The sequence below is a fragment of the Pseudomonas sp. C9D1 genome, from assembly GCF_056491235.1.
In genome coordinates this window covers 2,757,991-2,781,265 of the sequence record NZ_JBSZIE010000002.1, presented here as the reverse complement: position 1 = coordinate 2,781,265, position 23,275 = coordinate 2,757,991, and the positions used below count along the sequence as shown (strand labels likewise).

The window sequence follows — 23,275 nt, the reverse complement described above, 5'->3', positions numbered from 1 at the left end:
TAGTAAAAAATCAACTTGTTTTTTAACTGAGTGACAACTAGCGTGATGCGTGCCCCCTGATGGGCCATCCCTGCACAACAAGAACAATGGGAGAACCTCATGCGACACGACTCTTCGCGCCCTTCGCGCGGCTTCTCGAACCTGCCTCTCATCACTCTGCTGGCCGCGCTGATGCCCGCCGTGGCGGCCCAGGGTGCACCCGACATGGTGGTGGTCGGCTACGGCGGTGACGGCCAGAAGGCCCAGGACGAGGCCTTCTTCAAACCCTTTGTGGCCGAGGACGGCAAGCCGCTGATCCAGAGCGAATACAACGGTGAAATGGCGCGCATCCGGGTGATGGCCGATACCGGCCACGTCGATTGGGACCTGGTGCAGATCGAAGGGCCGGACCTGGTGCGGGGCTGTGAAAGCGGGATGTTCGAGCGGCTGGACTGGCAACGCATGGGCGGCAGTGAACGGCTGATCGAGGATGCCGCCCAGGAGTGCGGCTCGGCCGCGCTGGTGTGGGGTGTTGCGCTCGCCTATGACGCCGACCGGCTGAAGGCAGCGCCCACGTCCTGGGCCGATTTCTGGGACTTGGAGAAATTCCCCGGCAAGCGCGGGTTGCGCAAGCGTGCGGTGTACAACCTCGAGTTCGCCCTGCTGGCCGATGGCGTGCCGGTGACCGACGTGTACAAGGTGCTCGCCAGCCCGGGCGGCGTGGACCGCGCTTTCGCCAAGCTCGACCAGATCAAGCCGCAGATCCAGTGGTGGGAGGCGGGCGCCCAGCCGACCCAGTGGCTCGCCGCCGGTGACGTGGTGATGACCTCGTCCTATACCGGGCGCGTGGCGGCGGCGCACCAGGCCGGACGCAACCTCGACCTGGTGCTGCCGGGCAGCCTATACGGCATGGATTACTGGGCGATCATCAAGGGCTCCCGGCATGCGCAGCAGGCCGAGCGACTGATCGCCTTCGCCAACCGCAAGGCGCCGCAGCTGGAGTACATCCGCCGTATCCCCTACGGGCCGACCAACCGCGATGCTGCCGCCGCGCTGGACGCTGAACAGGCCCGCTGGATCCCGGTGACGCCCGATGCGCTGGCGGCGAGCCTGCCGATGGATGTGGAGTTCTGGGTCGATCATGGCGAGGAGTTGGAGGAGCGCTTCAACGCCTGGGCGGTACGCTGATAGGGTGCCCCTTGCCCGGCCCACCTCGGCGGTGGGCCGCTTCCTTTTCGATCGACCCTGGAGCCTTCCATGACGCCGCTGCACGCCCCGCTGCCCCCATCGTCCTGCTCCCCCGAGGAGCGCGCCCTGCGCCAGCAACTGGCCGCCTGCTACCGGCTGATCGCCCACTTCCGCATGACCGACCTGATCTTCACCCACATCTCGGTGCGGGTACCCGGGCCGGAGCATCACTTTCTTATCAACCCCTACGGGCTGATGTTCGATGAGATCCGCGCCAGCGACCTGGTGAAGATCGACCTGCAGGGCAAGGCGGTGGAGCCCACCCGCTACAAGGTCAATCCGGCTGGCTTCGTCATCCACAGCGCCATCCATGCCGCCCGCGAAGATGCCCAATGCGTGTTGCACACCCACACCCGCGCGGGCTGTGCCGTGGCCGCGCAGCCGGCGGGGCTGTTGCCGGTGAACCAGATTTCCATGGAGTTCTACGGCCGCGTCGCCTACCACGACTACGAAGGCGTGGCGCTCAACCTCGATGAGCAGAAGCGCCTGGTGGCGGACCTGGGCGACAAGCCGGTGATGATCCTGCGCAACCACGGCCTGCTCACCGTTGGCGAGACGCCCGCACAGGCCTTCCTGCGCATGTACTACCTGGAGAAGGCCTGCGACATCCAGGTGGCGGCCCAGGCCGGCGGCGAATTGCTGCTGCCGCCCCATGAAGTCTGCGAGCACACCCAGCGCCAGTTCAACGAGCCCGCGCAACCGGCCGGGGAGGGCGAGTTGACCGACCCGGATGCGATGGACCTGGCCTGGCAGGCGTTGCTGAGGCTGCTGGAGCGGGTGGCGCCCGACTACCGGGACTGAAACGGCCCCGGCGATGAATCGTTCGATCGGGGTCGGTTTTTCCCGGAGTCTCCACGTATCATTCTGCGGGGCCGGGCTCCGGCGTTTTTGTGGTTGCACCAACAGGACCTGACATGAATACGGAAGTGCGGTTTTCCCGGCTGGAGCCGGAGCAGCGCAAGGCCCTGCTGGTGGACGCTACCCTGGTCTGCCTGAAGCGCTACGGTTTCCAGGGCGCCTCCGTGCGCAAGATCTGCGCCGAGGCCGGCGTTTCCGTTGGCCTGATCAACCATCACTACGAGGGCAAGGATGCGTTGGTGGCCGAGGCCTACCTGGCGGTCAGTGGGCGGGTCATGGGCCTGCTGCACTGTGCCGTCGAGTCTGCCCCTGCCCCGGCCCGCAGGCGCCTCTCCGCCTTCTTCCAGGCCTCGTTCTCGCCGGAGATGCTCGATCCCCAACTGCTCGACGCCTGGCTGGTGTTCTGGGGTGCGGTGACTCGCCTCGAGTCGATCAGGAGCATTCACGATCAATCCTATGGCGATTATCGCAACCTGCTGGCCGGGGCCCTGGCCCTTTTGGCAGACGAAGAGGGTTGGCACGCGTTCGACGCCGGTCTGGCCGCTATCAGCCTGAGCGCGCTGCTGGATGGATTGTGGCTGGAGTCCGGGCTCAACCCCACGACCTTCACACCCCACCAGGGCGTATTGATTTGCGAGGCCTGGGTCGATGGCCTTCAGGCTGGCGCGTACCGGCGCTTTCAGGGCGGAACATCCGCTTGTTGATCGTTTGTTCAGTAGTGACTAGTCTGCTGCTGCCACCAGGCCATGGCCTCGGTGTCACCGTCCGAAAACCAGAATAAGAAACATCTCCGGTACGCCGGAGGTGAAGGGTGATGGCGATGGTTCCCCGTGTATTGGTCGTCGACGACGATCCGGTGATTCGTGAGCTGCTCCGGACCTACCTGGGCGATGAAGGCTACGAGGTCTTCTGCGCGGCCGATGCCGAGCAGGCTGAAGTCCTGTTGGCCGAGACCTCCCATCTTGGCCAGCCTGTCGAGCTGGTGTTGCTGGACATCCGTCTGCCAGGCAAGGACGGGCTGACCCTGACCCGCGAGCTTCGGGTCAGGTCCGAGATCGGCATCATCCTGATCACCGGGCGCAACGATGAGATCGACCGCATCGTCGGCCTGGAGTGCGGGGCGGACGACTATGTGATCAAGCCCCTCAACCCTCGTGAGCTGGTGTCCCGGACGAAGAACCTGGTTCGCAGGGTTCGCCATGCCCAGGCGGAGCACAATCCCGTCCGCCAGGTCCTCAAGCAGTTCGGCGATTGGCTGCTGGATGCCGACAGGCGGCGCATCATCGACTCTTCCGGCCATGAAACGCTGCTGACGCAAGGCGAGTTCCAACTGCTCAGTACCTTCTTGCGCAACAGTGGCCACACCCTCAACCGCGACCAGTTGATGGACCAGATCCGCAACCGTGAATGGTTGCCCAACGACCGCTCCATCGACGTGCTGGTCGGGCGCCTGCGCCGCAAGTTGCGCGATGATCCCGCCGACCCGCAACTGATCATCACCATCCACGGCGCCGGCTACCTGTTCACGGCCACCCCCAGCGAGGCTTGAGCATGCGTTGGCTGGCACTCCTGGCCTGGGGCTGCTGCAGTCTCGGGTTGTCGGCCGAGGCCATGCGCTACTGCGACTACCCGGTTTACCCGCCCGTGTCCTGGAGCGATGGCCAGGCCGTGCGCGGCCTGGCGCCCCAGGTGGTGAAGCGGGTGCTCGAGGAGCTGGGCTACGAGATGCAGGTGGTGGTCCTCGGCAACTGGAAGCGATGCCTCATGGACGCCGCCAGCGGTCGCGTCGACCTGGTGCTGGCCTACCGCACCGAGGAGCGCCAGCAGCACCTGGCGTTCGCCGAGGCGCCGGTGCTGCGGGAGGAGGTCGCGCTGTTCTACAACCGCCATAAGCCCCTGGCGGTGAGGAGCCTGGCCGACCTCGCCGGTTACCGTGGCGGGCTGCTGTTCGGGGAAAGCTACGGCACCGAGTTCGACCGCTTCGTCACCCGCCAGGGGCGCATCGAATACGTCTCGGACAGCCGGCAGAACTTCGGCAAGCTGATCCGCCAGCGCATCGACTTCATCCCCTACGAGCGGCGCACCGGGCGGCTGTTCGTGGCGGGCATGCCGGGAGGCGAGGCCGTCGTCGACGCGCCCGAGCCCTTGGCGGTGGACTCCCTGCGGCTGGCCGTGTCGCGGCGTTCGCCGCTCCTGGCGAGGCTCGACGACATCGACCGCATCCTGCTGGCGCTGCAGGCCGACGGCAGCCTGCAGCGCTGGCTGGAGGAGAGCGAGCGCGACTACCGTACCCAGGGACGCCCCCTGGAGGCGCCATGAACGCCTGGCATGCGCCCGGGCCGCTGGCCCGGCGCCTGCTGCAGCGGGTTCTCGGTTTCAGCCTGTGCTTCACCCTGCTGGCCGGGGCGGTGCAGCTTGGATTCGAGTACCGGCGCGAGATGCAGGCCATCGAGCAGCGCCTGGAACTGATCCGCAGCGGCTACCTAGCCAGCTTCGAGCGCAGCCTCTGGGACCTCGACCAGGCCCAGCTCAAGGTGCAGCTGCGAGGGCTGGTGGACTTTCCTGATGTCGCCTGGGCGAGCTTGGCCAGCGAGGATTTCACCCTGGTCCAGGGCGATATCCAGGTGGCTGGCCCAGTGCGGGTGGAGCATTTCTCGCTGGACTATCAGCCGCCCGACGGGGAGCAGCGTCACCTTGGCGAGCTGACCCTGGCCACCGATCTCGGGGCCATTCATCGGCGCCTCTGGCAAAGCGGCCTGGACGGGCTGCTCTGGATGGGCGTGTTCCTTTGCGGTCTGGCTGTAGCCCTGAGCCTGCTTTTCCACAGCCTGGTGACGCGCCATCTGGAGCGCATGGCCGGTTTTGCCCAGCGCATGGCCGAGGGTGACCTTCAGCAGCCGCTCCTGCTGGACAAGCGTGCTCGGACTAGGCACGACGAGATCGACACCGTGGCCCAGGCCCTCGACACGATGCGTCAGGCCCTGGGGCACGAGCGCAGCGAGCTGCAGCGGCAGGTCGAGCGGCGCACCGCCAGCCTGCAGCGCGCCAAGGAGGAGGCCGAGGCCGCGAACGAGGCGAAGATGCGCTTCCTGGCCACCATGAGCCACGAGATCCGCACCCCGCTCAACGGCATCCTCGGCATGGCCGAACTGCTGCGCGACGCCGACCTGGGCACGCTGGAGCGCAAGCGCCTGCATGCATTGCACAAGGCCGGGGAAGGCCTGCTGGCGGTGCTGGACGAAGTCCTGCTGTTCGCCCGCCTGGAAGACGGGGTGAGCCTGCCGGAGGCCGTCGAGTTCGACCTGGGCGAGCTGCTGGACGAGGTGCTGACGCTGCTGGAGCCCCGCGCCGAGGCCAACGGCACCGTGCTCTCGCTGCGCCTGGACCCGTCTGTGAACCGCCGCTGCCTAGGGGCCGAGCAGTTCCTCCGCCAGGTGCTGAGCAACCTGATGGCCAATGCCGTGAAGTTCACCGCCGACGGCGATGTACGGGTGGAGGTGACCGCCAGCCCCGCGCCGGGTGCAGCCCAGCGGGTGCGCTTCGTGGTCAGCGACAACGGCATCGGCATCCCCGAGGCGGCCCAGGCGCGGATCTTCGAGCGCTTCGTCCAGGCCAGTGATGACGTCACCCGCCGCTACGGTGGCAGCGGCCTGGGGCTGGCCATCAGCAAGCGGCTGGTGGACGCCATGGGCGGGCAGATCGGCCTGCAAAGCCGGGAGGGCGAGGGCAGCCGCTTCTGGTTCGACATCGAACTGCAGCCCGCGACGTCGCCGGTCGCCCGACCGCAGGGCAATGCGCCCGTGGGTCGTGCCCTGCAGGTGCTGCTGGTGGAGGACGTGGCCCTGAACCGCGACGTGGCCCAGGGGCTGCTGGAGCGGGACGGCCACCGGGTGCAGGCCGTGGAGGACGCCCAGCCAGCGCTGGCCGCCTGCCGCCAGCAGGCGTTCGACCTCATCCTGCTGGACATGCACCTGCCGGGCATGGACGGCATCGAGCTGTGCCGGGCGATCCGCCGGCAGGTGGACGGGCTCAACTGGGCGACGACCATCCTTGCCTTCACCGCCAGCGTCCAACCGGCCAGCGTTCGCCGCTACTTCGAGGCCGGCATGCAGGGCGTACTGGCCAAGCCCCTGCGCCTGGACGCCCTGCGTCGCGCACTGGCCATGCCGGGCAGCCCGCCGCCGGACGAGGCGGACGACGGAACCGCGCTCGACATCCGGCTGCTGGCCACTCACCGCGAACTGCTGGGGGACAACCGCCTCGCCGCGCTGGTCGGCGCCCTGCGCCAACTGCTGGCCGAGCAGATGCCGCTGCTGCACGAGGCCATCCGCGCCGACGACCGGGACGACGTCGCCGGCCTGGCCCATCGCCTTGCCGGCAGCTGCCGGTCACTGGGCTGGCGTGGCCTGGGGAACTGCCTGGCGGAACTGGAGAGCGCCGCCCTGGCAGGCGAGGCGCTGCAGGGCTGGAGCGAGCGTGTGCAACGTGAGCGGGCGACGGCCGAGGCCCAGATGCAACAGTTCGCCTGACGCGAGACAGCTTCATTACAGCTTTTTACAACTTCGATCCCGGCGATCAACGGCGCCTTACATCTCCTTCGAATAATCCGGCGGTATCCGTGCTCGAGCCACGGCCTCTGATCGATTGGAGATAACAACAATGACCCAACGTAGAGTTCCGCTCACCCGCACCCGCCGTTCCCCGGAGGTGCGCCATGTCTGAGACCCATCACGCCGGCAGCGGCGAGAAAATCCAGCTCACCCGGGCGCTCAAGAGCCGGCACATCTTCATGCTCTCGCTCGGCGGGGTGATCGGCACCGGCCTGTTCATGGGCTCGGGCGTCACCATCGGCTCCGGTGGCCCGATGGGCGCCATCCTCGCCTACCTGGTCGCCGGCCTGCTGATGTACCTGGTGATGGTCTGCCTCGGCGAGCTGTCGGTGCAGATGCCGGTCTCCGGCTCGTTCCAGGCCCATGCCACGCGCTTCATCGGCCCGGCCACGGGCTTCATGATCGGCTGGGTCTACTGGATGAGCTGGGCGTCCACGGTGGGCCTGGAGTTCACCGCCGCCGGGATGCTGATGACGCGCTGGTTCCCTGATGTGCCGATCTGGCTATGGTCGGGGCTGTTCGTCGTGGTGCTGTTCTCCCTAAACGCCCTGGCGACCCGGGCCTTTGGTGAGGCCGAGTACTGGTTCTCCGGCATCAAGGTGGCGGCCATCCTGGTGTTCATCCTGGTCGGTTTGCTTGTGGTATTCGGCGCCATTCCCATCGAGGGACGGGACGTTGCTCCGGGCCTGGGCAACCTGGTGGCCGATGGCCTTTTCCCCAACGGGCTGGCCGCCGTGTTCGCGGTGATGATGACGGTGGTCTATGCCTTCCAGGGCTGCGAGATCATGGGTGTCGCAGCCGGCGAGACCGACCAGCCGGAGAAGAGCATCCCCCAGGCAGTGCGCAACGTGGTCTTCCGCGTGCTGATCTTCTACGTGCTGGCCATCGGCGTACTGGCCGCCATCGTCCCCTGGCGGGAGGCCGGGCTGATGGAGAGCCCGTTCGTCCAGGTGTTCGACAGGGTGGGCATTCCCTATGCCGCCGACCTGATGAACTTCGTGATCCTCACGGCGATCCTTTCCGTGGGCAACTCCGGGCTCTACGCCTCCACCCGCATCCTCTGGGCCATGTCCAAGACCGGCATGGCGCCGCGCCAGCTGTCGAAGCTGAGCGCCCGGGGCGTGCCGCTGTATGCGCTGCTGATCACCCTGTGCTTCGCCCTGCTGTCGCTGCTGACCAGCATCGTCGCCGCCGACACCCTGTTCATGGTGCTGATGGCGGTGAGCGGCATGGCCGGCACCGTGACCTGGATCGTCATCGCCTACGCCCAGTACCGCTTCCGCCGCGAGCACATGGCCAAGGGTGGCACCCGGGCCGACCTCAAGTACTCGGCGCCGTTGTTCCCGCTGGTGCCGCTGGCCTGCATCGCCATCTGCTGCTCGCTGTTCGTCTTCCTCGCCCTGGACCCCACCCAGCGGCCGTCGCTGTATTGGGGCTTCGGCTTCATCGCCGTGTGCTACGGCGCCTACTTCCTGATCCGCCGCAGGCGTGGTGGTGATGTGGGGGAGGAGATCGTTCCCAGCATCGGCTGACCCTCTGTGTTACGACCAAGGCCCCGCATTGCGGGGCCTTTTTCGTGGCGGGGATCTTTGTTCGAAGTTGTAACGCCCGTCGCCGGCCGATTCCCTTCAGGCCCCGCCAACGCCAGGGCTGGCGCTCTCCGGCTGCTGTGCAGAGGGTGTTACAGGCCTCGGCAGGGGCGGATTGTGGTCTTGTTGAACGGGTGTTTAGTATGGCCGTGCACGCATTCGCCTCCGCACAATCAACGACAAGAACGAGGGCCGCATGACACAGCCATCCCCGCTCAGCCGGGTCCAGGGCGGTATCGCCTGGATCACCCTGAACCGCCCTGCACAGCGCAACGCGCTGGACATCCCCACGCTCAAGCACCTGCTGGCCCTGCTGGACGCCCATGAGGCCGACCCGGCGGTGCGCGTCATCGTGCTGACCGGCGAGGGCCGCAGCTTCTGCGTCGGCGCCGACCTCGCTGAATGGGCCGAGGCCGAAGCCCGGGGCGAACTGGAGACCTACGGCTGGACCGAAACCGCCCACGCCCTGATGCGCCGCCTGCATGGCCTGGACAAGCCGACCATCGCCGCCGTCAACGGCACCGCCGTGGGCGCGGGGATGGACCTGGCGCTGTGCTGCGATTTCCGCATCGCTGCCGCCTCCGCGCGCTTCAAGGCCGGCTACACCGGCATGGCCTACTGCCCGGATGCCGGCGCCAGTTGGCACCTGCCGCGCCTGATCGGCAGCGAAGCGGCCAAGCGCCTGCTGTTCCTCGACGAGCTGTGGAACGCCGAGCGCGCGCTGGGTGCCGGCCTGGTCGGCGAAGTGGTTGCCGATGAACACCTGCTGGAACAGGTCGGCGAATTCGCCGCGCGCCTGGCCGCCGGGCCGACCTTCGCCTTCGCCCAGACCAAGCGCCTGATGCGCGACGGCGCCAGCCGCACCCTGGCCCAGCAACTGGAGGCCGAGCAGGCCGCCGGGCTGCTCTGCGGCCGCAGTGAAGATGCCGCCGAGGCGCTGCGCGCCGTGGCCGAGAAACGTTCCCCCCAATTCAACGGCCGCTGACGGCTGCAGGTGATGCCATGGATTTTCAACTGACCCAGGAACAGGACATGCTCGTCGAGGCGGTCAAGGCCTTCGTCGAGAAAGAGCTGCTGCCCCACGAGGAAGCAGTGGACCGCGCCGACGCCGTATCCCCGGAGCTGGCCGCGCAGATTCGCGGCAAGGCCCTTGCGGCCGGCTTCTACGCCTTCAACATGCCCGAGGACGTCGGCGGCGGTGGCCTGGACTACCTGTCCCAGGCGCTGGTCGAGCGCGAGCTGTCGAAGGTGTCCTGGGCGCTGCACGTGTTCGTTGCGCGGCCGTCGAAGATCCTCATGGCCTGCACCGGCGCGCAGATCGGCGACTACCTGCTGCCGTGCGTGCAGGGCGAGAAGATCGACTGCTTCGCCCTCACCGAGCCGGGCGCCGGTTCCGACGCCAATGCCATCAAGACCCGTGCCGTGCGTGACGGCGACGACTTCATCATCAACGGCGCCAAGCACTTCATCAGCCACGCCGGGCATGCCGACTTCGCCATCGTCTTCGCGGTGACCGACACCTTTGAACGCAACGGCAAGAAGCGCAACGCCGTGACCGCCTTCCTGGTGGACAAGGGCACCGCCGGCATGACCGTGCGCCGGGGGCCGAAGTGCGTGAGCAACAAGGGCTACCACACCTACGAGATCTTCTTCGACGACTGCCGCGTGCCGGCCTCCAAGGTCCTCGGTGAAGTGGACAAGGGCTGGGAAGTGGCCAACGCCTGGCTCACCGCCGGCCGCGTGATGGTCGCCGCCAACTGCGTCGGCCAGGCCCAGCGCGCGCTGGACCTGGCGCTGCAGTGGTCCGCCGACCGCAAGCAGTTCGGCCAGCCCATCGGCAGCTACCAGGGCATCTCGTTCAAGCTCGCCGACATGGCCACGCAGATCCGCGCCGCCGAGCTGATGACCCTGCACACCGCCTGGAAGATGGACCGCGGCACCATGAGCGACGGCGAGGCCGGCATGGCCAAGCTGTTCGCCAGCGAAGTGCTGGGCAAGGTGGCCGACGAGACGGTGCAGATCTTCGGCGGCATGGGCCTGATGGACGAAGGGCCGGTGGAGCGCATCTGGCGCAACGCGCGCATCGAGCGCATCTGGGAAGGCACCTCGGAGATCCAGCGCCACATCATTTCCCGCGAACTGCTGCGTCCGCTGCTGCGCTGAGGCCCGTGCCATGAAACGCGAAAACCTCCAGCGCCTGCTGGCGCCCCGTCACCTCGCCTTCGTCGGCGGCCGCAGCATGGCGCGCGCGCTCAAGCGCTGCGCTGAAGGCGGCTTCGCCGGGCCGATGTGGCTGGTCAACCCGCAACACGACGCGCTCGAAGGCGTGCCCTGCGTGCGCACTATCGCCGACCTGCCCGAAGGCCCCGACGCGGTGTTCGTCGCCACCAACCGCGAGCTGACCCTGCAGGCCGTCGCCGAGCTGGCCGCCAAGGAGGCCGGCGGCGCCATCTGCTACGCCTCCGGCTTCGCCGAGACCGGCGCCGAAGGAGAGGCCCTGCAACGCCGCCTGCTCGCCAGCGCCGGCGACATGGCTGTGCTCGGCCCCAACTGCTACGGCCTGCTCGACTACCTGCACGGCGCCGCGCTGTGGCCGGTGGCCCACGGCGGGCAGCGGGTGGAGAAGGGCGTGGCGGTGCTCACCCAGAGCGGCAACTTCGCCTACAACCTGTCCATGAGCGACCGCTCGCTGCCCATCGCCTACATGGCCTCGGTGGGCAACCAGGCGCAGCTGGGCGTGGCCGAGCTGATGGACGTGCTGCTCGACGAGCCGCGCGTCACCGCCATCGGCCTGCACCTGGAAGGGCTGAGGAACGTCCCCGGCTTCGCCCGCGCCGCCTACAAGGCGTTGCAGAAAGGCATCCCGGTGATCGCGCTGAAGACCGGCGTGTCGCAGATCGGCGCCGAACTGGCGCTCAGCCACACCAGCTCCCTGGCGGGCTCCGATGCGCTGTACGACGCGCTGTTCGAGCGCCTCGGGGTGATCCGCGTCAGCGGCCCGGTGAGCTTCATCGAAACCCTCAAGGCCGCCGCCTGCGGCAACCTGCCGGCCGGTCCGCGCCTGGCGGCGCTGGCCTGCTCCGGTGGCGACGCCGGGCTGATCGCCGACTACGCCGAGCGCAACGGCCTGGGCCTGCCCGCGCTGGTTGACGCCCAGCGCGCCGAGCTGGCCCAGGTGCTGCCGGACTACGCCAACATCGCCAACCCGCTGGACTTCACCACCGCCATCTGGGGCGACGGCCCGGCACTGGAGAAGATGCTCGACAGTGCCCTGCAGACCGACGCCGATGCCGCCCTGCTGGTGCTGGACTACCCCGGCGAGGAGACCGGGGAGCGCCCGCAATGCGACCTGCTGCTGGAGTTGTACTGCGCGGCGCTGGAGCGCCACGGCAAGGTGGGCTTCATCGCCTCCGCGCTGCCGGAGCTGCTGCCCAGGCCGGCCCGTGAACGGCTGCATGCCCACGGAGTTGCCGCGCTGCAAGGTGTGGAAGACGGCCTCGCCGCCTGGGGGCGCATCGCCCATTACCGCCAGCGCCGCGACGCGCTGCTGGCCCGTGGCGAAGCGGCGCTGGTGCCGCTCTGCCCGCAGGCGCTGGAAGGCGAAGGCCGCTTGCTGGACGAGTGGCAATCCAAGCAGGCGCTGAAAGCCTTTGGCCTGCCGCTGCCGCGCGCGGCGTTGAGCACACCGGCGCAAGCCCGTGAAGCGGCCACCGATGTCGGCTTCCCGTTGGCGCTGAAAGTGGTCAGCGCGCAGCTGCCGCACAAGACCGAGGCTGGCGGCGTGGCACTCAACTTGCGCAACGAGGCGGCGCTGGAAGCCGCGCTGTTCGACATGCGCGAGAACATCACCCGCCACGCGCCCGGCGTGCCCTTCGAGCAGGTGCTGCTGGAGCGCATGGCCAACCCGCCGCTGGCGGAGCTGATCGTCGGCATCAAGCGCGAGAACGGCTTCGGCCTGGCGCTGGTGCTGGGGGCCGGCGGCATCCTCGTCGAGTTGCTCAAGGACAGCCGCAGCCTGCTGCTGCCCACCACCGATGCGGCGATCCACGATGCCTTGCTCAGCCTGCGCAGTGCGCCGCTGCTCACCGGCTTCCGTGGCCGCCCGGCGGTGGACCTGGAGGCGCTGGTGGAGGCCATCCGCGCCGTCGCCGACTACGCCTGCGAACACGTGGACAGCCTGCTTGAGCTGGACGTGAACCCGCTGCTGGCGGACGCCGAAGGCGCCGTGGCGGTGGATGCACTGATCCGCCTTGCCGAATGACCGTCACGCTTCAGCCCTTGGGGAGACGACCCATGCAACAGACCACACCTCTCACCGGCGGCCAGGCCCTGGTCCGCCTGCTGGCCAACTACGGGGTCGACACCGTGTTCGGCATTCCCGGTGTGCACACCCTGGAGCTGTACCGGGGCCTGCCCGGCAGCGGCATCCGCCACGTGCTGACCCGCCACGAGCAGGGCGCCGGCTTCATGGCCGACGGCTATGCGCGGGTCAGCGGCAAGCCGGGCGTGGCCTTCATCATCACCGGGCCGGGGGTGACCAACGCCGCCACCGCCATCGGCCAGGCCTACGCCGACTCGATCCCGCTGCTGGTTATCTCCAGCGTCAACCACACCGCCAGCCTCGGCAAAGGTTGGGGCTGCCTGCACGAGACCCAGGACCAGCGCGCGATGACCGCGCCGATCACCGCGTTTTCCGCCGTCGCCCTGAGTGCCGAGGATTTGCCCGAACTGATCGCCCGCGCCTTTGCCGTGTTCGACAGCGAGCGCCCGCGGCCGGTGCACATCTCCGTGCCGCTGGACGTGCTCGCCAACCCGGTCGCCCGCGACTGGACCCACGAGGTGGTGCGCCGCGCCGGCCGTGGCCAGCCCAGCGCCGCCGCGCTCCGGCAGGCGGTGGATAAACTCCAGGCCGCCCGGCGCCCGATGATCATCGCCGGCGGCGGTGCGCTGCAGGCCGCCGATGCCCTGGCCGCGCTGAGCGAGCGCCTGGCTGCGCCGCTGTTCACCAGCGTCGCCGGCAAGGGCCTGCTGGCGCCGGAAGCGCCGCTCGCCGCCGGCGCCACCCTGTGCACCCAGGCCGGCTGGGACATGATCGCCGAGGCCGATGTGGTGCTGGCCATCGGTACCGAGATGGCCGACACCGATTACTGGCGCGAGCGCCTGCCGCTGACCGGCGAGGTGATCCGCGTCGACGTCGATTCGCGCAAGTTCAACGACTTCTACCCGTGTGCGGTGGCGCTGCTGGGGGATGCGAAGGCCACCGCCGAGGCGTTGCTCGTCGCGCTGCCGGCTGCCGCGCGGGATGCGGCCAGCGCCCGTGAACGCATCGGCCGGCTGCGTGAGCAACTGGAGGCCAGTCACGCCCCGCTGCAGCGCATCCACCTGGCGATCCTCGAACGCATCGCCCTGGCGCTGCCGGACACCGCCTTCATCGCCAGCGACATGACCCAGCTGGCCTACAGCGGCAACTACCTGTTCCCCAGCCGGGCGCCGCGCAGCTGGCTGCACCCCACCGGCTACGGCACCCTCGGCTACGGCGTACCGGCCGGCATCGGCGCCAAGTTCGGTGCGCCGGAGCGCCCCGGCCTGGTGCTGGTGGGCGACGGCGGCTTCCTCTACACCGCCCAGGAGCTGGCCACCGCCACCGAGGAGCTGGACAGCCCGCTGGTGGTGCTGCTGTGGAACAACGATGCGCTGGGGCAGATCCGCGACGACATGCTCGACCTGGACATCGAGCCCATCGGCGTGCTGCCACGCAACCCGGATTTCGCCCTGCTCGGCCGCGCCTACGGCTGCGAGGTACGCCAGCCGCAGAGCCTGGACGCGCTGGAGCAGGACCTGCGCGAGGGCTTCCGCCATCCAGGGGTGACCCTGATCGAGCTGAAACACGCCTGCGCCCAACAGGCCCGCTGACCCAAGGAGCTGCCCATGCGCTACTCGAACTTCACCCAACGCATCGCCGGCGACGGTGCTGCCGCCTGGGACATCCACTACCGCGCCCTGGCGCGTATGGAGCAGGGCGACGACATCCTGCTGCTGTCGGTGGGCGATCCGGACTTCGACACGCCGGTGCCCATCGTGCAGTCGGCCATCGACAGCCTGCTGGCCGGCAACACCCATTACGCCGACGTGCGCGGCAAGCGTTCGCTGCGTGAGGCCATCGCCCGCCGTCACAGCCAGCGCAGCGGCCAGGCCGTCATCGGCGATGACGTGGTGGTGCTGGCCGGTGCTCAGTGCGCGCTCTACGCCGTGGCGCAATGCGTGCTCAACCCCGGCGATGAAGTGATCGTCGCCGAGCCGATGTACGTCACCTACGAGGCGGTGTTCGGGGCCTGTGGCGCCACCGTCGTGCCGGTTCCGGTGCGCTCCGAGCACGGCTTCCGCGTGCAGGCCGAGGACGTCGCCGCGCGGATCACCCCGCGTACCCGCGCCCTGGCGATCAACAGCCCGCACAACCCCTCCGGTGCCAGCCTGCCGCGCGCCACCTGGGAAGCACTCGCCAAGCTGTGTGTGCAGCATGACCTGTGGATGATTTCCGACGAGGTCTACAGCGAGTTGCTGTTCGAGGGCGAGCACATCAGCCCCGCCAGCCTGCCGGGCATGGCCGAGCGCACTGCGACCCTCAACAGCCTGTCGAAGTCCCACGCCATGACCGGCTGGCGTGTGGGCTGGGTGGTGGGCCCGCGGGCGCTCTGCGGGCACCTGGAGAACCTGGCCCTGTGCATGCTCTACGGCTCGCCGGACTTCATCCAGGACGCCGCCTGCACCGCGCTGGAGGCCCGCTTGCCGGAGCTGGAGGCCATGCGCGAGGCCTACCGCCAGCGCCGCGACCTGGTGCTCGACTGCCTGGCCGATTGCCCCGGCGTGCGCGCCCTGCGACCGGACGGGGGCATGTTCGTGATGGTGGACATCCGCGCCACCGGGCTCTCCGCCCAGGCTTTCGCCGACCGGCTGCTGGACCGCCACGGGGTCTCGGTGCTGGCCGGCGAGGCCTTCGGCCCCAGTGCGGCCGGGCACATCCGCCTGGGCCTGGTGCTGGGTGCCGAGCCCCTGCGCGAGGCCTGCCGGCGCATCGTACGCTGCGCCGCCGAGGTGCTTGAACAGGGCGCGCCCTCTTCCAATGACCCTGCGCGACGGGAGTTCGCATGAATGTATTGATCGTCCACGCCCACAACGAACCGCGCTCCTTCTGCGCCGCGCTGTGCCGGCTCGCCGAGCAGACGCTGCGGGAGCAGGGCCACGCGGTGAAGGTGTCGGACCTGTATGGGATGAACTGGAACCCGGTAGCCGGCGAGGCGGACTTCCTCGAACGGCGCAACCCGGACTACCTGGTGTACGCCCTGGAGCAGCGCGAGGCGGTGACGGCCCGGACCCTGGCCGCCGACATCCGCGAGGAGCTGGACAAGCTGCTGTGGGCGGACCTGGTGATCTTCAACTTTCCGGTCTACTGGTTCTCCGTGCCGGCCATCCTCAAGGGCTGGTTCGACCGGGTGCTGGTCTCCGGCATCTGCTACGGCGGCAAGCGCTTCTACGACCAGGGCGGGCTGGCGGGCAAGCGCGCCCTGCTGACCCTGACCCTGGGCGGGCGCGACCACATGTTCGGCCCGGGGGCGATCCACGGCCCGCTGGAGGACATGCTGCGACCGGTCCTGCGCGGCACGCTGGCCTACACCGGCATGACGGTGCTGCCGCCGTTCGTCGCCTGGCACGTGCCCTATGTGAGCGACGAGGTGCGGGCCGGCTACCTGCAGGCGTACCAGGCGCGGCTCGCCGGGATCGAGCTGGACGAAGCGCTGGTCTTCCCCCGTCTCGACCAGTTCGACGCGCGGCTGTACCCGTTGCCCGCAGAGAGCTGAGCGGCCCAGGAACGAAAAAGCCCGGCATGTGCCGGGCTTTTTCATGGGGCGGTGACGACTCAGTAGTCGGCCTTGTTCTTCAGGCTGGCTTCTGCGGCCTTGGCCAGGTCCGGGGGCAGGAAGTCCTTGTCCGGGTCGTAGTCGGATTTGAGGAAGCTGGCGAGGGCTTCCAGGTCCGAGGGGGCCAGGGTGCCGGCGGCCTGCTTCAGGCGCAGGTTGTCGAGGATGTAGTCGTAGCGCGCGTTGTTGTAGTCGCGCACCGAGCCGTACAGCTGGCGCTGGGCATCGAGCACGTCGACGATGTTGCGGGTACCGACCTGGTAGCCGATCTCGGTGGCTTCCAGGGCGCTTTGGTTGGAGATGATCGACTGCTTACGGGCCTTGACCTGCTCAACGTCGGTGTTCACCGCGCGGTGGTAGTTGCGGGTGTTCTGCACCACCTGGCGACGCAGGCTTTCGCGCTGCTGCTCGGTCTGGCTCAGGCGCTGGTAGGACTCGCGCACCTGGGAGCTGGTCAGGCCGCCGCTGTAGATCGGGATGTTCAGCTGCAGGCCGATGGTGCGCTGCTCGACGTCGCTGCCGTAGCGCACCGGGCTGGAACCGGTGTTGCTGAAGCCGAGGCTGTCGTTGTCGCCTTTCTGGTACTGGGCGACGGCGTCCAGGGTCGGTGCGTGGCCGGCCTTGCGCTGGCGCAGGGTTTCTTCGGCGGCGTCGACGGCGTAGTTGCTGGCCTGCAGATTGAGGTTCTGCTGGGCGGCGGTGTCGACCCAGGCCTTGGCGTCGTTCGGCGCGGGCACCACCACCGGCAGGGTGTGCTGGATGCCCTCGATGGAGGCGTATTCGCGGTTGGTCAGGGTGACCAGGGCCTGGAAGGCGTCATCCACGTTGCGCTCGGCGATGATGCGGTTGGCGCGGGCGGTGTCGAAGCCGGCCTGGGCTTCCAGCACGTCGGTCTTGTCGGAGAGGCCGACATCGAAGCGCTCGTTGGCCTGGTCGAGTTGGCGTTTGAACGCCGCTTCTTCAGCCTTGGTGGACGCCAGGTTGTCCTGGGCGCGGAGCACGGCGAAGTAGCCTTCGGCGGTCTGCAGGATCAGGTTCTGCTGGGTCGCGGAGAATTCCAGGGAGGCCTGCTCGGTGCTGGCCTCGGCGGCCTGCAGCTGGAACCAGCGGTCGGCGCGGAAGATCGGCTGGCTCAGGCTGGCCTGGTAGGCGATGCCGCTGCGGGAGCTGGTGGCCGACGGCTCATCGAGCTTGGTGCGGGTGTCGTTGGCGGTGGCGCCACCATTGATCTGCGGCAGCAGGCCGGAACGGGCCTGGGGCACGGCTTCGCGCACGGCTTCGAAGTTGGCGCGCGCGGCAGCGAGATCGGCGTTGTTGTCTACGGCGTCCTTGTAGACGGTCACGAGGTCCGTCTTGGCTGACAGCGGGGCCTCTGCTGCCCAGGCGCTACCCGCGAAAGCGGAGGCCACGGCAACAGCCAGTGAGAGTCTGCGCAGCATGATCAATCCTAGATTCAGTGAAGTCGGGCAAGGCTACGGCTGCCATGGTACGCGGTCAAGACGGCTCCATGGCGGGGTCAGTGTAGTTTGCAACACGTTATGTTGCTTGCCGGGAACAATGAATGCGCGACGCGGTCCGGGCGTCGGTTTCGGACGGGCTGGTCATTTATTTCTGACCTTGGGGTTGGTTTTGTTCGAGGGGCTTGTTTAGACTGGCCGCGTTCTTGTCGGGGTGCCTCGAATCGGAGGCTGAGATCGGAAAGTTCCGGATCCCGTTGAACCTGATCAGGTTAAGGCCTGCGTAGGGAACAAGATGCGCCTCCCCCGCCTTGCAGCATTCTTGGGAGGTTCCTCTCGGCACCGGTCCCGGTGCACTCTGCCTTTCAGGTTCGCTCCGACATCACCCAGGAGCTAGCCGATGACTGCAAAACAACAAGCGAACCTGAGCGAGAGCGCCCAGGTCGACCAGCAATCCATCCAGCCTTTCCCCCGTTCCCAGAAGGTCTACGTGCAGGGCTCGCGCCCGGACATCCGCGTGCCGATGCGCGAGATCAGCCTGGACGTGACCCCCACTGCCTTCGGCGGCGAGATCAACGCCCCGGTGATGGTCTACGACACCTCCGGCCCCTACACCGACCCGAGCGTGACCATCGACGTGCGCAAGGGCCTGGCCGACGTCCGCTCGAAATGGATCGACGACCGTGGCGACACCGAGCTGCTCGCCGGCCTGTCCTCCAGCTTCGGCCAGGAGCGCCTGGCCAGCGCCGAGCTGACCGCCATGCGCTTCGCCCACGTGCGCAACCCGCGCCGGGCCAAGGCCGGGCGCAACGTCAGCCAGATGCACTATGCCCGCCAGGGGATCATCACCCCGGAGATGGAGTTCGTCGCCATCCGCGAGAACATGAAGCTGGCCGAGGCGCGCGCCGCCGGCCTGCTCAAGGAGCAGCACGCCGGGCACAGTTTCGGCGCCAGCATCCCGGCGGTGATCACCCCCGAGTTCGTGCGTGAGGAGATCGCCCGCGGCCGCGCGATCATCCCGGCCAACATCAACCACACCGAGCTGGAGCCGATGATCATCGGCCGCAACTTCCTGGTGAAGATCAACGGCAACATCGGCAACTCGGCCCTGGGCTCCTCCATCGAGGAAGAAGTGGCCAAGCTGACCTGGGGCATCCGCTGGGGCTCGGACACGGTGATGGACCTGTCCACCGGCAAGCACATCCACGAAACCCGCGAGTGGATCATCCGCAACTCGCCGGTGCCCATCGGCACCGTGCCGATCTACCAGGCCCTGGAGAAGGTCGGCGGTATCGCCGAGAACCTGACCTGGGAGCTATTCCGCGACACGCTGATCGAACAGGCCGAGCAGGGCGTCGACTACTTCACCATCCACGCCGGCGTGCTGCTGCGCTACGTGCCGCTGACCGCCAAGCGCGTCACCGGCATCGTGTCCCGTGGCGGCTCGATCATGGCCAAGTGGTGCCTGGCGCATCACCAGGAGAACTTCCTCTATACCCACTTCGAGGAAATCTGCGAAATCATGAAGGCCTACGACGTCAGCTTCTCCCTGGGCGACGGCCTGCGTCCGGGCTCCATCGCCGACGCCAACGATGCCGCGCAGTTCGGTGAGCTGGAGACCCTCGGCGAGCTGACCAAGATCGCCTGGAAGCACGACGTGCAGTGCATGATCGAAGGCCCGGGCCACGTGCCCATGCAGTTGATCAAGGAGAACATGGACAAGCAGCTGGAGTGCTGCGACGAGGCGCCGTTCTACACCTTGGGTCCGCTGACCACCGACATCGCCCCCGGCTACGACCACATCACCAGCGGCATCGGTGCCGCCATGATCGGCTGGTTCGGCTGCGCCATGCTCTGCTACGTCACGCCCAAGGAGCACCTGGGCCTGCCGAACAAGGATGACGTGAAGACCGGGATCATCACCTACAAGATCGCCGCCCACGCCGCCGACCTTGCCAAAGGCCACCCGGGCGCGCAGATCCGCGACAACGCCCTGTCCAAGGCGCGCTTCGAATTCCGTTGGGAGGACCAGTTCAACCTCGGCCTTGACCCCGACACCGCTCGCGCCTTCCATGACGAGACCCTGCCGAAGGACTCGGCCAAGGTGGCGCACTTCTGCTCCATGTGCGGGCCGAAGTTCTGCTCCATGAAGATCACCCAGGAAGTGCGCGACTACGCCAAGGAAAATGGCCTCTCCGAGGAGAGCCAGGCCATCGAGGCGGGCTTCCAGGAGCAGGCGGCGCGCTTCAAGGACGAAGGCTCGGTGATCTACAAGCAGGTCTGACCGGCCTCGTGGCTGCACCCACGGGCCCGGCGCACTGCGCCGGGCCTTCTTCGTCCACTCTCCAGGGCCTTCAACGTGACCACCCCCAGCTACTCGCCGTCCCTGCCGGTTCCCGCCGGCCAGCGCGTCTTCGGCGCGCGTGATCTGTTCTCCCTCTGGTTCTCCCTCGGCGTCGGCCTGATGGTGTTGCAGCTTGGCGCGCTGCTGGCACCGGGGCTCGGCCTGGCCGGCTCACTGGCGGCCATCGCCTGCGGCACCGCCGTTGGCGTGTTGCTGCTGGGCGCTGCGGCGGTGATCGGCAGCGACACCGGCCTCTCCGCCATGGGCACCCTCGGCCTTGCCCTGGGCAAACGCGGCGCGGTGCTGCCGGCGCTGCTCAACCTCCTGCAACTGGTGGGTTGGGGCGCATTCGAGATCATCGTCATGCGCGATGCCGCCAGCCTGCTGGCCACCCGTGCCTGGGGCGAGGGCAGCGCCTTGGCCTCGCCGGCGCTCTGGACCCTGTTCTTCGGGGCGTTGGCGACGTTGCTGGCGGTGACCGGCCCGCTCATCTTCGTGCGCCGCGTGCTGCGCAAGTGGGGCATCTGGCTGCTGCTGGGCGCCTGCATCTGGCTGACCTGGAACCTGTTCGACAAGGCCGACCTGGGCGCCATCTGGGCGCGTGGCGGTGACGGCTCGTTGCCCTTCGCCCTGGGCTTCGACATTGCCATCGCCATGCCGCTGTCCTGGCTGCCGCTGATCGCCGACTACTCGCGCTTCGGCAAGCGCGCACGCAATGTGTTCGGCGGTACTGCCCTGGGCTTCTTCCTCGGCAACTTCTGGCTGATGAGCCTGGGCGTCGCCTACACCCTGGCCTTCGCCCCGAGCGGCGAGGTCAACGCACTGTTGCTGGCACTGGCCGGTGCCGGCCTGGGCATCCCGCTGCTGCTGATCCTGCTGGACGAGTCGGAGAACGCCTTCGCCGACATCCATTCGGCGGCGGTTTCCAGCGGCATCCTGGTGCCGGTGAAGGTGGAGCACCTGGCCCTGGCCATCGGCGCGCTGTGCACCTTGATCGCCTGGTTCGCGCCGCTGGCCGAGTACCAGAACTTCCTGCTGCTGATCGGCTCGGTGTTCGCGCCGCTGTTTGGCGTGGTGCTGGTGGATCACTTCGTGCTGCGCCGCCGTCGCGAGGGGCTGGCACCGCGCCGGGCCCTGCGTTGGGACACGCTGACCGCCTGGGCCTGCGGGGTGACCGTCTACCACCTGCTGGCGGGTTTCATGCCCGAGGTGGGCGCCACCCTGCCGGCCTTGCTGCTGGCCGGCGGGCTGCAGTTGGTGCTGGGCTCCCTCAGCCGCGGCCGGGGAAGTATTGCGGCTTCAATATCCCGTTGAGTTGCGGGTAGGGGATGGTCAGCTCCGGGTGCCCGCCCGCATAGGGCGCGATGCTGTAGACGTCGTACTTGAGCAGCAGCGCGCCACGGCCGAGGGCGATGTGCTCGGTGCGCTGGAAGGGCCAGGTGCTCGCGTATTCCGGGTCCTGGTCCAGCTTGTTGGCGACCAGCCAGCGCTGGTGGGCCTGCTCGGCGAGCTTCCAGAACTCGGCTTCCTGGCCGGGGACGAGCATGTCGCGCAGGGTCAGCACCTTGTCCAGCGTGCGGTCGTAGTTGATCAGGCCGCGCCCGGGCATGCCGTGGGCACCGCCGGTGGCCAGGTAGCTGGACAGTTCGATGATGGTCAATTGGTCACGTTGTTCACGCACCTTGGCTTGCAGGTAGCTGGCCCAGCCCGGCTCGGCGCGTTGCAGGAAGTCCTTCTCGTAGGACTGCAGGGAGGCCGGCAGCGGTGCATCCGGTGCGTCGGCCGTCATGCGCAGCAGGCGCTGGGTCACCCGTTCGCTGAGCTGCGGGTGATCGGGAAAGCTGATGACGTCGATGTTCACCAGCGGGCAGCTGTCGCCCTGGCAACCGGGCTTGAGGTGCTCCCAGGCATCACGCTTGACGGCCAGGCCGCTGTCGCCGGGCGTCAGGGTCTGGCAGGCGCCGAGGAGGAGGGCGAAGCCGAGAAGGAGCAGTTTCTTGTGCATCGGGATTGAATTCGTCATCGGGTGGAGAGTCGTTATGGATTGCGAGCTTCGACTGCCTGGGGCGGTTCGAGTTCGCTCGCGGTGGGCCATGATCCCAGCCGCGAATCCATCTGCAAAGAGGCTGCGCAAGGCGAGTCGCCAGAGTAGGATGCGCGAAAAGCGGGACCATCAGATCGAGTGAGACTCAGATGATAGATACCTTCAAACCCGGACCGGACGCGGTCGAGATCATCAAGCGCGAAGAATGCTTCCGTGGCTTCTATCGCCTGGATCGCCTGCACCTGCGTCATCGCCAGTTCTCCGGGGAGATGGGGCCGACCCTCAGCCGCGAGCTCTTCGTGCGCCACGATGCCGTGTGTGTGCTGCCCTACGACCCGCAGCGCGACCAGGTGGTGCTGATCGAGCAGTTCCGCGTCGGCGCCATGCAGAAGAGCGCCAACCCCTGGATGCTGGAGCTGGTGGCCGGGCTGATCGACAAGGACGAGGAGCCGGACGAGGTGGCCCGCCGCGAGGCCGTCGAGGAAGCCGACCTGACGCTGACGTCGTTGTGGCCGATCACCGCCTATTATCCTTCTCCAGGGGGATCGGACGAATTCGTGCATCTCTACGTCGGGCGCTGCGACAGCGGCGCTGCCGGTGGCGTGCACGGTCTGGCGGAAGAGGGCGAGGACATCCGCGTCCACGTGCTGTCCTTCGCCGATGCCCTGGCCGCGCTGCGCGACGGCCGGATCATCAATGCCGCCGCCATCATCGCCCTGCAATGGCTGGCACTGAACCGGGATGAAGTTCGGGGGATGTGGACGTGAATCTGCTGCGCGATCGCTACCGGGTGGACCTCGTCGGGCTGCAAGCGGCCTGCGAGGCGAACTATGCCCGGCTGATGCGATTGCTGCCGCACATGCGCGAAGCCCAGTCTTCGCGCCGCGTGGCCCTCAGCCAGGGCGAACGCCTGGTGGGGGTGCTGGCACTGGATGTGGTCGAAGCCTGCCCCTACACCACCACGCTCAAGGTGCGCCAGGAGCTCAGCCTGCCCTGGTTGCCCTCTCCGCAGCTGGAGGTGCGCGTCTACCACGATGCGCGCATGGCCGAGGTGGTCAGCGCCGAGAATGCCCGGCGCCTGCGCAGCTTCTACCCCTACCCGAACGCCGATATGCACCAGCCCGACGAGAAGAGCCAGCTCAACCTCTTCCTCGGTGAGTGGCTCAGCCATTGCCTGGCCTGTGGCCACGAACTGGAACCCGTGCTTTAGAAAATCCGCCCCCTGCCGAT

At 68.0% G+C, this 23,275-nt stretch carries 19 protein-coding genes and 1 riboswitch; of the genes, 17 read left to right on the top strand and 2 right to left on the bottom strand.

Translation table 11 applies throughout. The features are described 5' to 3' along the window. Window positions 1-99 precede the first annotated feature (99 nt). From ACXI0U_RS21035 to ACXI0U_RS20975, 13 genes are all read left to right on the top strand, one after another. Window positions 100-1,167, top strand: a complete 1,068-nt coding sequence (locus ACXI0U_RS21035) for an ABC transporter substrate-binding protein (RefSeq protein ID WP_021219786.1) — start codon at window positions 100-102, stop codon at window positions 1,165-1,167. 69 nt (window positions 1,168-1,236) lie between these two features. Continuing rightward, on the top strand, window positions 1,237-2,028 hold the full coding sequence (locus ACXI0U_RS21030) for a class II aldolase/adducin family protein (protein ID WP_021219785.1): 792 nt from the start codon (window positions 1,237-1,239) through the stop codon (window positions 2,026-2,028). Window positions 2,029-2,141: 113 nt separating this feature from the next. Next, complete coding sequence (locus tag ACXI0U_RS21025; RefSeq protein WP_374979131.1) at window positions 2,142-2,789, top strand: TetR family transcriptional regulator C-terminal domain-containing protein; 648 nt, start codon at window positions 2,142-2,144, stop codon at window positions 2,787-2,789. A gap of 110 nt (window positions 2,790-2,899) precedes the next feature. After that, window positions 2,900-3,634 carry a response regulator gene (locus ACXI0U_RS21020; RefSeq protein WP_021219783.1) on the top strand — a complete coding sequence of 245 codons (735 nt, stop codon included), beginning with the start codon at window positions 2,900-2,902 and terminating at the stop codon, window positions 3,632-3,634. Continuing rightward, on the top strand, window positions 3,631-4,404 hold the full coding sequence (locus tag ACXI0U_RS21015; RefSeq protein WP_374979130.1) for a substrate-binding periplasmic protein: 774 nt from the start codon (window positions 3,631-3,633) through the stop codon (window positions 4,402-4,404). Before ACXI0U_RS21020 ends, ACXI0U_RS21015 begins: the two co-directional genes overlap by 4 nt. Next, window positions 4,401-6,614 carry an ATP-binding protein gene (locus tag ACXI0U_RS21010; protein WP_479550763.1) on the top strand — a complete coding sequence of 738 codons (2,214 nt, stop codon included), beginning with the start codon at window positions 4,401-4,403 and terminating at the stop codon, window positions 6,612-6,614. The genes ACXI0U_RS21015 and ACXI0U_RS21010 overlap by 4 nt, the downstream gene beginning before the upstream one ends. Before the next feature lie 185 nt (window positions 6,615-6,799). Then, window positions 6,800-8,227, top strand: a complete 1,428-nt coding sequence (locus tag ACXI0U_RS21005; RefSeq protein WP_350447158.1) for an amino acid permease — start codon at window positions 6,800-6,802, stop codon at window positions 8,225-8,227. A 253-nt stretch (window positions 8,228-8,480) separates the two neighbouring features. Next, on the top strand, window positions 8,481-9,269 hold the full coding sequence (locus tag ACXI0U_RS21000) for an enoyl-CoA hydratase/isomerase family protein (protein WP_431482807.1): 789 nt from the start codon (window positions 8,481-8,483) through the stop codon (window positions 9,267-9,269). A gap of 17 nt (window positions 9,270-9,286) precedes the next feature. After that, entirely contained in the window at window positions 9,287-10,447 is a 1,161-nt protein-coding gene (locus ACXI0U_RS20995) for an acyl-CoA dehydrogenase family protein (protein ID WP_069560637.1), read from the top strand. A 10-nt stretch (window positions 10,448-10,457) separates the two neighbouring features. Then, window positions 10,458-12,545 (top strand): acetate--CoA ligase family protein, encoded by a 2,088-nt coding sequence (locus ACXI0U_RS20990; protein WP_431482806.1) that lies wholly within the window; start codon window positions 10,458-10,460, stop codon window positions 12,543-12,545. 32 nt (window positions 12,546-12,577) lie between these two features. Further along, window positions 12,578-14,197: a 5-guanidino-2-oxopentanoate decarboxylase gene (locus ACXI0U_RS20985; protein ID WP_374979125.1), complete on the top strand. Its 1,620-nt coding sequence runs from the start codon at window positions 12,578-12,580 to the stop codon at window positions 14,195-14,197. 15 nt (window positions 14,198-14,212) lie between these two features. Beyond that, entirely contained in the window at window positions 14,213-15,433 is a 1,221-nt protein-coding gene (locus ACXI0U_RS20980; protein ID WP_479550762.1) for a pyridoxal phosphate-dependent aminotransferase, read from the top strand. Further along, complete coding sequence (locus tag ACXI0U_RS20975) at window positions 15,430-16,140, top strand: NAD(P)H-dependent oxidoreductase (RefSeq protein ID WP_431482804.1); 711 nt, start codon at window positions 15,430-15,432, stop codon at window positions 16,138-16,140. Before ACXI0U_RS20980 ends, ACXI0U_RS20975 begins: the two co-directional genes overlap by 4 nt. A 59-nt stretch (window positions 16,141-16,199) precedes the next feature. Here ACXI0U_RS20975 and ACXI0U_RS20970 read toward each other — a convergent pair whose 3' ends face one another. Next, the gene (locus tag ACXI0U_RS20970) at window positions 16,200-17,639 is read right to left on the bottom strand and encodes a TolC family outer membrane protein (protein WP_031287807.1); all 1,440 of its coding nucleotides are present in this window, start codon (window positions 17,637-17,639) and stop codon (window positions 16,200-16,202) included. A gap of 218 nt (window positions 17,640-17,857) precedes the next feature. Then, a riboswitch (TPP riboswitch) is annotated at window positions 17,858-17,964 on the top strand. A 93-nt stretch (window positions 17,965-18,057) separates the two neighbouring features. On the opposite strand from ACXI0U_RS20970, the gene thiC reads away from it, so the two are divergent. Together thiC and cytX are read left to right on the top strand one after the other, a co-directional pair. Further along, window positions 18,058-19,941, top strand: coding sequence for a phosphomethylpyrimidine synthase ThiC (thiC, locus tag ACXI0U_RS20965; protein WP_431482803.1), 1,884 nt, complete (start codon window positions 18,058-18,060; stop codon window positions 19,939-19,941). 75 nt (window positions 19,942-20,016) lie between these two features. After that, on the top strand, window positions 20,017-21,315 hold the full coding sequence (gene cytX, locus ACXI0U_RS20960) for a putative hydroxymethylpyrimidine transporter CytX (protein WP_431482802.1): 1,299 nt from the start codon (window positions 20,017-20,019) through the stop codon (window positions 21,313-21,315). Here the strand turns inward: cytX and ACXI0U_RS20955 are convergent. Further along, window positions 21,272-21,994, bottom strand: a complete 723-nt coding sequence (locus ACXI0U_RS20955) for an RsiV family protein (RefSeq protein WP_431483527.1) — start codon at window positions 21,992-21,994, stop codon at window positions 21,272-21,274. The two genes, cytX and ACXI0U_RS20955, sit on opposite strands and share 44 nt — an antisense overlap. A 200-nt stretch (window positions 21,995-22,194) precedes the next feature. Between ACXI0U_RS20955 and ACXI0U_RS20950 the strand changes: the two genes are divergently transcribed. Both ACXI0U_RS20950 and ACXI0U_RS20945 read left to right on the top strand, forming a co-directional pair. Further along, a complete protein-coding gene (locus ACXI0U_RS20950) occupies window positions 22,195-22,812 on the top strand; it encodes an NUDIX domain-containing protein (protein WP_184490551.1) in 618 nt (205 codons plus the stop codon). Further along, window positions 22,803-23,255, top strand: coding sequence for a DUF1249 domain-containing protein (locus tag ACXI0U_RS20945; protein ID WP_021219768.1), 453 nt, complete (start codon window positions 22,803-22,805; stop codon window positions 23,253-23,255). The genes ACXI0U_RS20950 and ACXI0U_RS20945 overlap by 10 nt, the downstream gene beginning before the upstream one ends. Window positions 23,256-23,275: the final 20 nt, after the last annotated feature.